Consider the following 15,801-nt stretch of genomic DNA (forward strand, 5'->3'; position numbering starts at 1 on the left):
GAATTTGCGCTATGACTACGGAAGAACAGGTGACGCCCAAGACCCCGAAGAATACATTCTCTCAACATCTTGGGATGTTTTTTTTCCATGTTTTCGAGAAATGCCTCTCTCTGGTTCCCATGTACGTTTTGTGTAAAGCCGGACGTACGGTCGGTTTTATAGTCTATTGTATTTTCCCCGGCAGGAGGCGGATTGTGGCGCGGAATCTCCGCATTGTGATGGATACCCGGTTGCGCGGGAAGGAATTGAATACTCTCGTGAAGGAAAATTTCAAGAGGACGGTTGCCAATCTGATTGGTTCCGCGAAGACGGCTACCTTGTCGGAGGCACAATTGGAAAAGTGCGTTCGTATCGAAAACCATGACGTTTTTACGGCGGGGCTCCGGGAGGGCCGGGGTACGGTCTGCTGCATCCCCCACTCGGGCAATTGGGAAATTCTTGCCAGGATACGGACGTTTTTCAAGGAGGTGGAGCACTTCGGTTCCATGTATCGGCAGATGGATAATCCCTTGATGGAGGAATACCTCTATAAACGCCGCACGGAGCGGGGAACATGTATGTTTTCCAAGGAGAGCGGCATCAAGGCTCCTTTGAAATTTCTCAAGGAACTTGGTTCTCTGGGAGTTTTGAGCGATCAGTTTGTCCAGGAAGGAGTGTTCGTTCCTTACTTTCGCAAAGTGGCGGGGACGACCTATTTGCCGGCGTTGATGTACAAGCGGACGAAGGCGGCCCTGATTGCCGTTGGCGTTTACACGGAGCGTCCGGGGTATTGGGTTGCTGACATGGGGGAACCGATTGACCCGGAATCCGTGGATAGTTCTATTGCCGGGATTACGATTGCCGTGAATCGCAAGATGGAAGAAATCCTGCGCAAGTCTCCGTTAGACGGTTTCTGGATGCACCATCGCTGGAAAGTTCTGGATGCCTTTGTATCATCCGACGAGAAGACGAACCGTTTGCTGGAAGGCATGGATCTCATTCCTTTCCGTATCCTGTTTGCCTGTCCGGAAAGTCTGGAGGAAGCCATCCTTTCCGTGCCCCTGATGCGTGCCCTGAAAGCAGCCCGGTGCGATATCCAGATGATTGCGTTGTGCCGGCCGGAGCAGGAAACCTTCTGGCAGGAATTGCATTTGCCGGACAAGGTCGTAGCTTTTCGGGATGCCCGGGAACTGGCGGCCCGGCTGGATGAACCGGAATTGTACGACGATGGTCCCTACGACATGGCTTTCCTGCTGGATGGCAGTGAAGAAACGGTAAAGGGACTGCTTCCCTTTATGCCTCTGACTTTTTCCGGTTTTGACAACCATCCCAGCATCGGCAAAGTCAAATTCCGCGTCAAATCACCGTATCGCGACCAGAAAGAACCGGATCGTCCCCGCATTCTGGATTATATGGCTCTTGCAGAAGCCCACTCTATCCCGAACCAGGATCCGTCTCTGTTTCCCTCTCTTCATGAAGGCTATCGCAAGGGCAAAGGGGAAATCCTCCTGGCTCCGTTTTCCAATAGAGTCTCGGGAGAGGAATGGCCTGTCGATTTATGGAAACGTCTTGTTGCCGGGCTTGATAGTCAATGCCGTCTTGTGGCCTTGGATGTGGATGACGGGAATGCACGAACCCTGGCTGCCGAGATTGATATTCCCGTAACGACGGGGAATCCGGGCATCCTGGTTGCAGCGATGCAGAAGGCATCCTGCGTGATTGCTGTAGATGGCCTGTTTCCTGCCATGGCCTCCCATGCGGGTATTCCGTCTGTAACTCTGGCCGATGGCGGTGGTGACCGCCGGTATGAACCGTATGGAGATTTCCACGAAGTCGTGCGTTCCGACGGCAATTTGTCCCTTTTGGAGGCGGATGCCGTGCTTGCGGCTGTCCGTCGTCTGAAAGAACGCCTCCCAGCTATTGTCCCGCATCATGAATGAAACACCGCCGATTTTGCGTATTCTTGTCACGGGGGGGGCCGGATTTATCGGTTCCGCCCTTGTCAGGATGATCGTCCGGGATACGCCGCACGAGGTCTTGAACCTGGACAAGCTGACTTATGCCGGCAATCTCGCTTCCTTGCAGGAAGCGGATCGTTCTTCGCGCTACTCATTTATGCAGGCCGATATTGCGGATCGTGAGGCCGTGGATCGCGTGCTGGGGGATTTCCGGCCTCATGCCGTCCTCAATCTTGCGGCGGAGTCTCATGTGGATCGTTCGATCGACGGTGCCCGGCCATTCATGGAGACGAACGTCATGGGTGTTTTCACCCTGCTGGAGGCCGTTCGTTCCTACTGGAGCAAGTTGCCGGAGGATGAGGCGGAGCGCTTCCGTTTCCTGCACGTTTCGACGGATGAGGTTTTTGGCAGCCTCGGGCACGGGGGAACTGCTTTTTCCGAGACGACGGCTTACGATCCCCGTTCCCCCTATTCGGCCAGCAAAGCAGCCGGAGACCATCTGGTCAAGGCTTGGTGGCATACGTACGGCCTTCCTGTCCTATTGACGAATTGTTCGAATAATTACGGTCCCTGCCAGTTCCCGGAGAAGTTGATTCCTCTGGTGTTGATCAATGCCTTGGAGGGCAAACCCCTTCCCGTGTACGGAGACGGTTCCAATGTCCGTGACTGGTTATTTGTCGATGACCATGTTCGTGCTTTGTTGACGGTTCTCAAACAGGGCAGACCGGGCGAATCTTATAACATCGGAGGGAATTGCGAAAAAACGAATCTGGAGATTGTCCGCCAGGTCTGTGCCGTGCTTGACCGTCTACGCCCCCGAGGGGAGGGCGCGTCTTATGCGGAATTAATTTCCTTTGTTGATGACCGGCCGGGGCATGACTTCCGCTATGCCGTTGATTTCTCGAAGTTGTACCGGGAGACCGGCTGGCGTCCCGAAGTTATGTTTGAAGAAGGTATCGGGAGGACTGTACAGTGGTATTTAGATAATCCGGCATGGTGGGAGCCTATTCGTTCCGGGAAGTATGCCGGAGAACGTCTCGGAAGGCGATAATTTACCGGGAAATCCTCTAAAATGCAGTTTGGCGTTCTGCGATATTGACCCGTGGACGCGATTCCAGTAGGACTGGCGCGTCATGACCGTTTTTGATTCTATTATACTCGGGATCGTAGAAGGATTAACCGAATATTTGCCTGTCAGTTCGACCGGCCACCTGCTGGTAACCCAGGCTCTGCTGGGAATTCAAAACGGGGAAGCCGATGATGCCTTTGCCGTTTGTATTCAGGGGGGGGCGATCCTGGCCGTCTTGGGCCTTTACTACCCGCGTGTCCGAGCGATGGTGCAGGGGCTTTTCGGGAAAAACCCCGCCGGCTTGAAAATGCTGATCAATATAATGGTCGCTTTTATTCCCGCTGTCGTCATCGGGTTGATTTTTGACGATACCATCAAATCCGTTCTTTTTGGGATCAAGCCTGTCATTGCCGCCTGGGTTGTCGGTGGCGCCGGAATCTTGGTTTACGTCCGCTGGCGGAACAGGCATGGTTATGAAAACACGGGACTTTCTTTGGAAGAGCTAACTCCTCGTAAGGCTTTTATTATTGGTATTTTACAATGCGTTGCCATGTGGCCGGGCACGAGCCGTAGCTTGATGACGATGTTGGGTGGCATGTTTGTCGGGCTTTCTCTGTCGGCAGCCGTCGAGTTCAGCTTCCTTCTCGGGTTGGTAACTCTGGGGGCGGCAACTTGCTATGACGCTATGAAGCACGGGCAAGTGATGTTGGAACACTTTGGTTGGGCACCTCTGGTTGCAGGGACTCTGGCCTCGTGGATTTCTGCCGTTCTTGCCGTTAAGTGGATGGTGACCTACCTGCAGAAACACAGTTTTGCCGTGTTCGGCTGGTACCGCATTGCCATCGGGATCGTTATCTTCGCCGTATTGTTGTACTAATGTTTCTTGCGGGCATGCCTTACTGGATGGGGGCCAGGAGGCGGAAGAAATTGCAGATGATCTTGTAGAGAAGAGGCTTGGAAGCGTAATCTTTCGGGTCGACTAATTGGGAATCGTCAAAATCCTTTTTCAGCATTTGATGGACATTTCCGGCGAATTCTGGATCATGGACGATGGCTGTGATTTCAAAGTTGAGTGTCAGTGATCTGTTGTCCAGATTGGCCGTGCCGACTGTGGCAAGATCGTCGTCGACCAGAATGACCTTCTGGTGCATGAACCCCTTGGTGTAGTGGTAAATGCGGATACCGAACGGAACGGTTTCCGGAAGGTATGTCATGGATGAGAGTTTCACCATCGGGTGATCCGCTTTTTCCGGCTTGAGAATCCTGACGTCTACGCCGCGCAGAGCGGCTGCTTGAAGCGAGGCAAAGGTCGCTTCATCGGGCACGAAATACGGAGTAGCGATCCAGAGCCTCCGGCGGGCGGCATTGGCCAGGGCGATAACGGTCGTCCTCCATGTCGGCACCCGGTCGGCTGGTCCGGACGGAAGCATCAGGACGGACATGTCCTGGGGCTGTGGGTAGATGACCCAGGAAAGCTCGGGAATATTGCCGTTAGTTGCCCAGAGCCAGTCCTCCAGGAATGTGAGCTGAGCCTGGATCACGGCTGGACCGGACAAACCCAGAAATGTATCGCGCCAGTAGCCGAGGTTGCTCTGACCAATGTATTCCAGGCCTATGTTCATCCCTCCAACGAAACCGATTTTACCGTCCACGACCACAATTTTGCGGTGGTTGCGGAAGTTGACGCGCACAATGTTGCGCAGGAAGAAGCGTTTGCCGTTGAAGGGCTGGATGCGGATACCTGCCCGTCTCATACTGGAAATGTAGCCGGGCGGAAGTTTGTGGGAGCCTATTTCATCGTAAATGACATAGACACGGACGCCTTCCCGGGCGCGTTCGATGAGAAGTTTTCGGAGGATGTCTCCGACGAGGTCACTTTTGATGATGTAGAATTCGACGAGGATATAGTCCTTTGCGTTCCGAATGGCATCGTAAATATCGGGATAGGCGGATTGGGCATCAATGAGGAGTTTGCAGGAGTTTCCCCGGCAGATGTAGAGATTGGACAAGTGAGTCAGCATTCTGAAAAAACCACTGTGTTTTCCCTGTTCGGATTTCAGATATTCTTTGAGCTGATTGCTGATGTCGTCGGATAAAAGATTGAGAACATCGTTGTTTTTCTGGCTTGTACGCCTCATTTCAATGTAGCCTTCAAACCGCCTCGGCCCGAGAATCAGGTACAGCGGTACGGCAACATAGGGAAAGAACACGAGAGAGATGACCCACGCAATACTACCCTGGGGTGTCCGGGTATAGAGCAGGGCAGGGAATGCAAGCACGATGCCTGCAATGTGCAGGATGATGAAAACGAAGAAGAGTGGGTGACTCGCCGGATAACTGAACATGCTTCTGATGGGTCTCGAGAGAGGAAGAGAGGCAAGCAATCTGATTGCCTTTCTCGATGGGATTCCATATCATCTGCTTACCAAAAAATAAAGAACCTTTTCGTCATGCGGCAGTATTTGCAATTATTAAACGATGTCCTGGAAAACGGCGTCGGTCGTGAAGACCGGACCGGTACAGGTACGATCGGCGTTTTCGGACGTCAGACCAGGTTCGACCTTCGAGACGGCTTCCCGTGCTTGACAACCAAAAAGTTGCATCTCCGTTCCATCATCCACGAACTTCTTTGGTTCCTCCAGGGAAGTACAAACATCAAATATCTTCACGACAACGGAGTGACGATTTGGGACGAGTGGGCAGACGAAAACGGCGATCTCGGCCCCGTATACGGCGCCCAGTGGCGCAGCTGGCCCGCTCCGGATGGACGGTCAATCGACCAGATTGCCAATCTGATCCGTTCCCTGAAAGAAACTCCCTGGTCCCGCCGCCACATTGTCAGTGCGTGGAACGTGCCTCTCGTGAACGAGATGGCTCTTCCTCCGTGCCATACCCTGTTCCAATTCTGCGTGATCCCGGCCCAGGCCGCGCGTGGAGAAACCAAGCACGGACTTTCCCTCCAGCTCTACCAGCGCAGTGCCGACCTGTTCCTCGGCGTGCCTTTCAACATCGCATCCTATTCCCTCCTTCTGATGATGGTGGCTCAGGTGTGCGGATATGAAGCCAGGGAATTCGTCCATACCTTCGGAGACTTGCACCTCTACAACAACCACTTGGAACAGGCTCGCCTTCAGCTGACGCGGACGCCCAAGCCTCTTCCCGTTATGAAAATCAATCCGGATGTCCGGGATATCGACGGTTTTTCCTATGAGGATTTCGAATTGACCGGCTACGATCCCTTCCCGGCCATCAAGGCTCCGATTTCCGTCTAACAATTACCCCGAAAACCTATGATAAACCAGGAAACGATGGAATCCCTGAAAAGCGGGAGCGGTTTGACATTCTCTGCCGTTGTCGCGATGACTCCTTCCCGGGTTATCGGGAAAAATGGCGGCATGCCGTGGCATATGCCGGAGGATCTCAAGGTCTTCAAGCGGCTGACGACGGGACATCCCATCGTGATGGGGCGCAAAACGTTCGATTCCCTTGGCAAGCCCCTCCCGAACCGCCAGAATATCGTTCTGACTCGGGATTCCTCCTGGTCGGCAGAAGGAGTATTGCGCATTTCCGCGCTGGAAGACGTTTTTAATCTGGATTTGATGGACAGGGAAGTGTGCATCATCGGCGGAGCCCAGATATACGCCCTGTTCATGCCCCTGCTCGACACTCTCTGGATTTCAAGAATTGCTGCGGAATACGACGGCGACACATTCTTCCCGGACTTTGAGGGGGAATTCCCTCATGCGGAACTTATGGAGACCTTTTCCGGTTTCCAACTGTGGAAATACATCCGTTGAGTTTTTACTGGTCTTCTTCCAGCGTTTTCTTTTCCATACTGCATTCTATGCAAAAAAGAAGGGCTGTCTCATTCGGATTTTTCAATCCTTCGTGAGACAGTCCCTTCAACATGTTCGCTGCCAAATGGCAACGCAGGTTATTTTTTTGTTTTTATTCACGCCCTGAATGGACAATATTGTTTTTATAACCGCGCTTCCTACCAATCTCAGGATTCAATGACCGGCACTTTCTGAAATCCGTCTTCGATAGCGCGGAGAGTGTCGATCTGGGCAATCGACGGCAGCGTGTACGAATTCATCCATTGGAAAACGGTCATTCGCGTTACCTCTATTCGGTCGGCGATCTCTTGGAGTGTAATCCCGTGCGCTTTGCCGTTTTCCACAACCATCCGGACGAGCTTGTCCGGAGGAATTATGTCGCCGTTGTCAGTTGCTACAAGCTTGATATAGTGCGTCATCGTATCAGAGGGTTAGCAACAGAGGCGCATCCAGAGCCTGTCTCGCGGATGAGTTTCTTGTTGCGGTTACACAAACCGCATGTCCATTTTGTAGGAGTAGATGGATAAAAGGGATTGGGCATTCGGAACAAGTAGATGTGGGATCGTGATCAGTAGAAGAATGAGGGGAATTTTGTTCTTTGAACGGCTAACCGTTTACTTGTGTCAAAGGAACGACCGGAAAAGGAATTGTCCTTTTCCGAAGACTACCTATTATGATGCTTGGCAATTATTATGAGGCTTGACCATTACTATTACCTGAGGCGCGTCCTCCCGTTTTTCGCTTTCTTCGCGGGGATTGAGGTCGTGGAAACTATTATTACGACTTTGCTGGAAGCGGGTAACGTAGACTGGGGGGGGTGGGCTGTGCTCAAGACGTTTGCCGTCTTTGTTGTGGAACTGGTGATTGCTTTTTTGTACTGGATGGTTCCTTATTTTCTTTATCTTCTCGTTTTGCCGCAGAAGAGGCATGGTGGGAAGTTCGACCGGGTGGCGACGTGTCTGTTTTTCGCCTTTTTCCTGGGGTTGAGCCTGTTTGAAGAAATTGCCGAGGGATTTTTCTGGGACGAATTTTCCTCGACCTTCAATTTCATAGCCGTCGACTATTTGATCTATACGAAGGAGGTGATCGGCAATATTTACCAGTCCTATCCGATTATTCCGATTATGAGCGGCCTGGTCGTGGTGGTTGCGCTTGTGACGTGGCTGATGAGGAAGTCTTTGGTTCCTTCTTCTCCGGCGCCGGGGTTTTGGAAGCGTTTCTTTCATCTGATCGGTTTGCTGCTGCTCTGCGGACTATCCTTCGTATCTTTCGATACGAAGGATACGGACATGACCGGAAACCGGTACAATACGGAGTTGGCCAAGGACGGGATGTACAGCCTGTTTAGCGCATTCCTGAAGAACGAACTGAGTTACAAGGAATATTATCCGACGACAGACGAGCGTCAGGCAGCTGCATTTCTGCAGAAGGAATTGAATGAACCCGGGACGGTATTTCTGGCTCCGGAGACGGGCAGCATTGCCCGTACGATCCACAATCCGGAGCAGGAGATCCATCCCAATGTTGTGATTGTGGTGATGGAGAGTATGGGGGCCGAGTTCCTGCCGGAGAACCGGAAGGACGGCCTGATCCTGACGCCGAACTTGAGCCGTCTGGGAGCGGAAGGCGTTTTCTTCCCGCATACGTATGCGACGGGGACGCGTTCCGTCCGCGGATTGGAGGCGGTCAGTACGTCCATTCTCCCGTTGCCGGGCATGGCCATTCTGAGAAAGGAGGGAAACGAGAACCTCCAGACAGTAGGTTCGATTTTTCAGCAGAAGGGGTACGAGGACAGGAAATGGATCTACGGCGGCTATGGATATTTCGACAACATGAATTATTATTTCGGGAACAATGGATTCGAGGTGCTGGATCGTACGACGATGGACGACAAGGACATTACCCATTCAACGGTTTGGGGGGTGTGCGATGAAGATTTGTTCCGCCGCTGTATTCAGGAGGCGGATCGTTCTTCCGCGTCCGGTAAGCCGTTCCTGCAGTTCGTTTTCACGACGTCCAACCACCGTCCGTATACCTATCCCGATGGCAGGATCGATATTCCGTCCAAGACGGGAAGAAACGGAGCGGTGAAGTATGCTGACTATGCGGTTGGAGAGTTTATCCGGCAGGCAAAGATGAAACCGTGGTTTGACAATACGGTTTTTTTGTTTATTGCCGATCATGGTGCGGGCAGTGCCGGGAAGAAGGATCTGAATCCGGAGACGCACCTGATTCCGCTGATTATCTATGCTCCTTCTCTCATCAAGCCCGAACGTTACGATATGCCGATCAGCCAGATTGATGCCTTGCCGACTCTGCTCGGTCTGCTAAATTGGACGTATGATGCCTCGTTCTACGGCAAGGACGCCCGCAAGCCCGGTTACCGCTCCCGTTACTTCATCAGCAATTACCAGAACATCGGGTACTGCCGGGGGGACGGGATGATCGTCCTCAAGCCGGTGAAGGAGGCTCATTACTATAAGAACGGAGAACCTGTTCCGGCGGATGCGCAGGCGGAGGAAATGCTCCAGGAGGCGATCAATTATTACCAGCATGCCAGCGGATGGAGGAAGAACCTGCCGGTTGCGAGTCTTCCTGCCGCCCGCGAGAAAAAGTAAGCGGGATGTGAGCTCTTGCGCGAGAGGAGGGGACTCCCTACAAAAAACCATGGGACTGATAGATCCCATGGTTTTTTATTCCGTAAATTGTTTGCGCCGCGATTACTTGATGGCATCCAGAGCCTGTTGGAGGTCGGCGATGATGTCTTCAGCGGCTTCCGTTCCGACGGAGAAGCGGATGAGATCCGGCTTGACTCCGGCTTCGAGCAATTGCTCGTCGGAAAGCTGGCGGTGCGTATGGCTGGCGGGGTGCAGCACGCAGGTTCTGGAATCCGCTACATGGGTGACGATGGCGGCCAGTTTCAAGCTGTCGATGAACTTGATGGCGCGTTCACGGCCTCCCTTGATACCGAAGGTGACCACACCGCAGGATTGACCGTTACGGAATTGCCTTTGGCTCAGTTCATGGAGGGGGCTGGAAGGCAAGCCGGGGTAATTGATCCAGGCGACATCGGGTTGTTGTTCCAGGAACTCGGCCACTTTTTGTGCATTCTCGCAATGGCGTGGGACGCGGAGGTGGAGGGTTTCCAGTCCGATATTGAGCAGGAATGAATTCTGGGGTGCGGGGATGGAGCCGAGGTCGCGCATGAGCTGAACCGTGGCCTTGGTGATATAGGCTCCTTTGCCGAAGCTGTTCGTGTAGATCAGACCGTGGTAGGAGGGGTCGGGCTCGGTCAGCCCGGGGAATTTGTCCTTATGGGCGTCCCAGTCGAAGTTTCCGCTGTCGACGATGGCACCGCCGACGGCTGAAGCGTGGCCGTCCATATATTTGGTGGTGGAGTGGGTGACGATGTCGGCTCCGAAGTCGAACGGACGGCAGTTGATCGGCGTAGCGAAGGTGTTGTCTACGATCAGCGGTACGCCCTGACTGTGAGCAATGTCGGCCATCTTGCGGATGTCGAGGACGTTGAGGGAGGGGTTGGAGATGGTTTCGCCGAAAAGGAGTTTGGTGTTGGGACGGAAAGCCTTGAGAATGTCCTCGGCAGGGGCGTCCTGGTCGACGAAGGTGACTTCAATACCCATTTTCTTGAGCGTGATGGCGAAAAGGTTGTAGGTACCCCCGTAGATGGCGGATGTACTGACGACATGGTCGCCGGCTTCGCAGATGTTGAAGATGGCGTAGAATGAGGCGGCTTGGCCCGATGATGTGAGAATGGCGGCGATGCCTCCTTCAAGCTGGGCGATTTTGGAGGCGACTGCCTCGTTGGTCGGGTTTTGGAGGCGGGTGTAGAAGAATCCGGCTTCTTCGAGGTCGAATAGCTTGGCCATCTGTTCGCTCGTTTCGTATTTGAACGTTGTGCTCTGGTAGATGGGCAGGACGCGGGATTCACCTTTTTTAGGTGTCCAGCCGGCTTGGACGCAAAGCGTTTCTGGACGGAGTGGCTGATTCATGTTTGTATAATGATTCGGTGTTTCGGAGGAGGAGGCGGGCCGGTTCGCGTAGCGAAGGCGCAGAGCCAGTGCCGTTCGTAGGAGCTGATACTAGAGGGGATGGGAACATTGTCAAGATCAAGGCGGAACGCTTGCCGATGCCTATCCAATAGTCCGGGTGTTGTGACGATTTTATAATCCGTATGCAACATTTTTTTCACCCTTCAATGGTAAACACTTGCTGTCAAGAATTGTGACCTATTGGCTTCTTTATTGATTTGTATTATTATTTATATTATATTTATATTAAGTTAATTATGAGTAATTATTGCGGATTATAAATCCGCTATAACTATCCCGCGGGCGGTCGTTCTGCCGCGTCATGTGTTAACTGAATTCCGGGAGGTAATTCGGACAGGTACATGAGACTTACTCTTGTTGAAAAGTTAGAGATGAGCATTTTGAAGAAAAACATCCAGGATGTACTCGCGAATAATTCAAGTCTCTACAAATTTATTGTAGTTGGTGTTGCTTCTTCTTCCGTGCATTGGTGTATTTCATGGTGGATGTATTACCATGTAATTTTCGGAATGACTCTGGTGCCAACATTGTCGGGTTACAGCGGAGGATGGGTGTGTTCTTATATAGGAAATAGATTGTGGAGCTTTAAAATACAGGCTGTTCATACAAGTATTAAAGGATCTGTTTTTCGATTTATAATAAGCCAGTTTGTCGCTGCCATCGTGTTGCTGTTGGCCACATGGATTGCCCAGCAAATCCTAATTCTTTATTTTGACTGGTATATTTTAACTAACCAGGTGGAAAGGACGGATGCTTTAGTTCGTTTTTGCAGGGGAGCTTCCTATCCCCCTTCTTTATTGAGCGGAATGTTTTTTGCCGCTGCTGCCTCCTATCTGATGAGCCGTTGCTTTGTTTTCCGTAATTATCATCTATCACATTCAGAAGTATGAATATTGCTGTAATCGGAGCGGGAGTCTCCGGATTGTCAATAGCCCGCATGTTATCATCCGGGAATAAAGTCAGGGTTTTCGAGAAACAGAGCCGTCCCGGAGGATTGATCAAATGTACCATGGAAGAAGGCAATCTTTATCATTTGACAGGAGGGCATGTATTCAATTCCAAACGTCAGGATGTGTTGGACTGGTTTTGGAGTCTATTCAACAAAGAAGCTGATTTTATTCCTGCAAATCGGAATGTAGCGATTGCTCTTGATGATACCCGTATTATTGGAGCTCCCGTGGAAAACCATGTTTATCAGCTGGACTTATTAACACAAGCATCCGTCATACGGGAACTATTGGAAATTGCAATGAACCCGCCTGCGGCAGTCAGTAATTTTGACGATTTTTTAAAAAGTCGGTTTGGAGAAACTCTCTATCGAATTTATTTTGGTCCTTATAATCGTAAGATTTGGAGAAAGAGTTTAAAAAATGTTCCTCTGGAATGGATGGAAGGCAAGCTTCCCACGCCGTCAATTGAGGATATTTTCATCAGTAATATTAGCCGCCAGGGAGAAAGCAACAGCTTCGTCCATAGTTCATTTTTTTATCCTAAAGTAAATGGATCTCAATTTATTGCGGATACGCTTGCAGAAGGATTGGATCTATCTCTCGATACCGATGTTACCGAGATTGTCAAAAATGGGAGCCGATGGGTAATTGGTGATGAGATCTTTGATAAGGTTGTTTTTTGCGGTAATATCAAAGTGTTGCCTTCTCTTTTGAAGAAGAGCGGCATAAGGATAAATGATGCAGAAATTCAAAAACTGGAGTATCACGGGACAACGTCCGTTCTCTGTTATGTGGATGCCAATCCGTACAGTTGGATATACATGCCTGCTGATGATCATGAAGCCCACCGCATTATTTGTACCGGAAATTTTTCTCCTCTGAACTCTCAACCCGGCAGGATGTCGGTTACCATTGAGTTTTCATCTGTATTGGAGAAAAATGAAATATTGGAAAATTTAAAGAAGATACCTTTCTGCCCAAAATATATTACCCATCATTTTGAGGAATATACCTATCCCATGCAGAACGGTATGACGAGGGAAGTCATTCAACAGGTACGCGAAGTTGTGGAACCGGAAGGCATTTATCTATTGGGGAGATTTGCCGAGTGGGAATATTATAACATGGATGCGGTGATGGGCGCTGCTCTTGATTTAAAGAAACGGATTTTTTCTTGAATATGAAAACTGCAAATTATGGAATAGCCATTCCCATGGCTAATGAAGAAGAGGGTTTTGCCTCATTTATTGAATCTCTTAAGGATACTTTGGATAATGTCCCTGGAGGTAAAGTTTATCTTGTTGTTGATCGAGCTTCAACAGATTCCACCCCTGACTTGTGTTCACAACTTGCTCAAGATGATTCCCGGTTTGTTTATGTGTGGGCTCCGGAAAACCGTAATGTCGTGGATGCCTATTTGAGAGGATTCAAGGAGGCGTTTCATGCCGGACACGATTATATTGTAGAAATGGACGGCGGAGGGTCTCATAATCCGGCCGCATTGCCTGCGTTTATCCGTGCGTTGCAGGAAGGGAATCAGTGTGCGTTCGGATCTCGTTATATTAATGGAGGCTCTTTGAACGATTCTCCTTTGAAACGCCGTGTTTTGTCAAAATTCGGTTCGTTTCTGGCACGGGTATTGCTAGGATGCCCCATGCGGGACGTGACGAGTGGGTATGAAGCTTTTACTCGCCCTATAATGGGTAAAATACTTTCGTATTCTCTCAGATCAAAAGCTCATTTTTATCAGACGGAACTACGTTATTTGCTCAGGAAGAGTGATTGGATCGAGGTTCCGATTCACTATGTTTCTCCTTCACCGCGTGTCTCGCAGAATGCGATTAAAAATTCGTTGCAGTGCCTGTTTTATTATACCTTCCGCAGGTGGTCGGGTAAAAAAGACATCATCCGATAATTAGTTATGTTCGACTATTTGAAAAAACATGGGTTTCAGGCGAAAGCTATTGTTTTGTTTTCGTTTCTGGCTGCATTTTTGCCTCTAAGTTCCTATTCCCTATTTTTGCCGTGGATTATTATAGGAGTTATTTTTGTTTATAGGACGTCTTTTGTAGAGGATTCTTTGAACTATTTTTCAGGCGAAAGAAAAGAATTATGGATCATCATATGCCTGGCTTTGATTGGCTCTGGTTTGTATGGTATTGATATATACGGTCGATTTTTTTACCTACCTCTGAATAACGCTGGTGAAGGAAGTAGGATTGGGATTAGGATGCTTTCCCTGCTTCCAGATTCAATATCAATCCGTATGCTAATTTCGAAGCTCTTCTCTCTTGGATTGGGGGCTTGCTCCGTACCTGTTGCCATTGTCATAGCAAGTATTTTTGAAGGTATACTACAGGGGAGATATTGTAATCGTGCACCAATGGGGCAGAATATTTTTGCCCGGAGGAATGGATTTGCCATTCAGACGAGTATTTTTATTGCGGCTGTTGTTTGCATTGTTTCCTTTTCCTATTTATTTGGATATAGAATCAGTCCTGATTCTTGCGGATATTTGCGCGAGGCACAGACTTTGGTTGATGGGCATGGCATGCACAATGATTTTGCAGCCGGGGATCCCGATTCCTGGTTTACATGGTGGCCAGTGGGTTATCCTGCTTTAATCGCGTTCTGCTCATTATTGTTCCGGGTACCGGTGTTACTTGCATCTGTCATTCTTTCTCTCGTGATTCTTGGGTGTATTTTCCTTCTATATTGGAAGAGATTTAGAGATGCTTCATGGGCTTTTTGCCTTTTGTTTGTAACTCCTTTTTCTTTAATGATATTTTCTCAAACATGGTCGGAACAGCCGTTTATTCTGGGATTGGTATCATTCTGTTTTATTTTCTCCGATATTATGGAATGCTGGACGCTCGAAGTACGTAAATTTGTTCTTTTGACTTTATCAGCCTCCCTAGTCATTTTATCGCGCTATATCGGATGTTTTATTACCGGTGTTTTGTGGATGGGTGTTGCGCTACAGTTTTTGATTTATATTAAAGGAAAGAAGAAAAATAATGCCAAAGCAACCATAGGGCTCTTTCTATCAGCAATAGCGACGAGTATTCTGGCTTTCGGGTATATGTTACTCAATGTTGTGAAGTGCGGTTATGCGACAGGGCTGGAGAGATTCCCGGCGCCGGAATCTATTTTTACTCTTTTTAAAATGCTATTGTATTCCACATTGGCTGAATTCCAGAATAATTTATATATTTCATCCAGTGCGATTATCTTGCCAGTCTTGTTTTTATGTGCATGGGAAATTGCAAAGAGATCCCGCAAGGTGACTTATGAGAAATTGATCAGTTTTGCCGAAGAAAATGTTCTGTCCCTGTGCTTTTGTTGTGTCGGTTTGATCTATTATGCTTTGATCGTTTATTCTCGTTTTACAACGTATTTTGATACTTTAGGTTTCAGACTTTTACAACCGGCTACCATTCTTGTCGCATCCGGAGTTTTGTCTTACCTTATCAAGACGAATGCTGGCAGGAATATATGCGATACTGTCGTGAATCATAAAAAATATACAATTGCCGTAATTTTGTTTTTTATCTGTTCTATAATTGATCCTGTCCAATTATTCAGATCCGTTCGCACTGGAACATCCTATGCGAAAATGGAACATGGTTTCTTGTTAAAATATCAGGATATTTCCTCCGGATCTTGTGTCTTATGGGCTCCTGACTATATCAAATTTATCCGTCCGGATTTATATGTTTCTAAACCTCAATATTCTCCATTTTTCCCTTATCCTCAAAATCTATCCGAGTTCGAGAAATCTTGTAAGAAATATAAGGCTGTGTATGTGGATGTGGAGACAGCCAAGAAAAGTATGAATAATAATTATCATCCATCCGTGCAGGAACATTTCAAGATGTTCCTCAAGGATGACGAAACCGGATTGAAGCGGTGGAAATGATGAAACTTTCCCCAACCGCC

13 protein-coding genes are annotated in these 15,801 nt (G+C 49.4%); 10 read left to right on the forward strand and 3 right to left on the reverse strand.

Annotated features, from left to right (window positions below):
* Positions 1-74 precede the first annotated feature (74 nt).
* From QET93_RS06865 to QET93_RS06875, 3 genes are all read left to right on the forward strand, one after another.
* Complete coding sequence (locus QET93_RS06865; RefSeq protein ID WP_322190166.1) at positions 75-1,919, forward strand: hypothetical protein; 1,845 nt, start codon at positions 75-77, stop codon at positions 1,917-1,919.
* A 13-nt stretch (positions 1,920-1,932) separates the two neighbouring features.
* Complete coding sequence (rfbB, locus tag QET93_RS06870; RefSeq protein ID WP_345786076.1) at positions 1,933-2,988, forward strand: dTDP-glucose 4,6-dehydratase; 1,056 nt, start codon at positions 1,933-1,935, stop codon at positions 2,986-2,988.
* Positions 2,989-3,070: 82 nt separating this feature from the next.
* Positions 3,071-3,883, forward strand: coding sequence for an undecaprenyl-diphosphate phosphatase (locus QET93_RS06875; RefSeq protein WP_280126475.1), 813 nt, complete (start codon positions 3,071-3,073; stop codon positions 3,881-3,883).
* Positions 3,884-3,902: 19 nt separating this feature from the next.
* Here QET93_RS06875 and cls read toward each other — a convergent pair whose 3' ends face one another.
* Positions 3,903-5,351, reverse strand: a complete 1,449-nt coding sequence (cls, locus tag QET93_RS06880; RefSeq protein WP_280132909.1) for a cardiolipin synthase — start codon at positions 5,349-5,351, stop codon at positions 3,903-3,905.
* A gap of 105 nt (positions 5,352-5,456) precedes the next feature.
* Here cls and QET93_RS06885 point away from each other — a divergent pair, with 105 nt between their 5' ends.
* Both QET93_RS06885 and QET93_RS06890 read left to right on the forward strand, forming a co-directional pair.
* The gene (locus tag QET93_RS06885; protein ID WP_280132908.1) at positions 5,457-6,278 is read left to right on the forward strand and encodes a thymidylate synthase; all 822 of its coding nucleotides are present in this window, start codon (positions 5,457-5,459) and stop codon (positions 6,276-6,278) included.
* Between the two features lie 18 nt (positions 6,279-6,296).
* Complete coding sequence (locus tag QET93_RS06890; protein ID WP_280132907.1) at positions 6,297-6,803, forward strand: dihydrofolate reductase; 507 nt, start codon at positions 6,297-6,299, stop codon at positions 6,801-6,803.
* 206 nt (positions 6,804-7,009) lie between these two features.
* On the opposite strand, the gene QET93_RS06895 is transcribed toward QET93_RS06890, so the two are convergent.
* Positions 7,010-7,261, reverse strand: coding sequence for a helix-turn-helix transcriptional regulator (locus tag QET93_RS06895; protein ID WP_280126479.1), 252 nt, complete (start codon positions 7,259-7,261; stop codon positions 7,010-7,012).
* Between the two features lie 273 nt (positions 7,262-7,534).
* On the opposite strand from QET93_RS06895, the gene QET93_RS06900 reads away from it, so the two are divergent.
* Positions 7,535-9,460: an alkaline phosphatase family protein gene (locus QET93_RS06900; RefSeq protein ID WP_280132906.1), complete on the forward strand. Its 1,926-nt coding sequence runs from the start codon at positions 7,535-7,537 to the stop codon at positions 9,458-9,460.
* Positions 9,461-9,562: 102 nt separating this feature from the next.
* Here the strand turns inward: QET93_RS06900 and QET93_RS06905 are convergent, their stop codons facing one another.
* A complete protein-coding gene (locus tag QET93_RS06905) occupies positions 9,563-10,852 on the reverse strand; it encodes an aminotransferase class I/II-fold pyridoxal phosphate-dependent enzyme (RefSeq protein WP_280132905.1) in 1,290 nt (429 codons plus the stop codon).
* 401 nt (positions 10,853-11,253) lie between these two features.
* Here QET93_RS06905 and QET93_RS06910 point away from each other — a divergent pair, with 401 nt between their 5' ends.
* Genes QET93_RS06910 through QET93_RS06925 form a run of 4 tightly spaced genes read left to right on the forward strand, consistent with a single transcriptional unit; the run spans position 11,254 to position 15,781 of the window.
* On the forward strand, positions 11,254-11,802 hold the full coding sequence (locus QET93_RS06910) for a GtrA family protein (RefSeq protein WP_280132904.1): 549 nt from the start codon (positions 11,254-11,256) through the stop codon (positions 11,800-11,802).
* Positions 11,799-13,040: an NAD(P)-binding protein gene (locus QET93_RS06915; RefSeq protein ID WP_280132903.1), complete on the forward strand. Its 1,242-nt coding sequence runs from the start codon at positions 11,799-11,801 to the stop codon at positions 13,038-13,040. The genes QET93_RS06910 and QET93_RS06915 overlap by 4 nt, the downstream gene beginning before the upstream one ends.
* A gap of 2 nt (positions 13,041-13,042) precedes the next feature.
* Positions 13,043-13,777, forward strand: coding sequence for a glycosyltransferase (locus QET93_RS06920; RefSeq protein WP_280132902.1), 735 nt, complete (start codon positions 13,043-13,045; stop codon positions 13,775-13,777).
* Between the two features lie 6 nt (positions 13,778-13,783).
* Positions 13,784-15,781 (forward strand): hypothetical protein, encoded by a 1,998-nt coding sequence (locus tag QET93_RS06925; protein ID WP_280132901.1) that lies wholly within the window; start codon positions 13,784-13,786, stop codon positions 15,779-15,781.
* The last annotated feature ends 20 nt before the right edge of the window (positions 15,782-15,801 follow it).

The organism is Akkermansia sp. N21116 (assembly GCF_029854705.2).
GTDB lineage: Bacteria > Verrucomicrobiota > Verrucomicrobiia > Verrucomicrobiales > Akkermansiaceae > Akkermansia.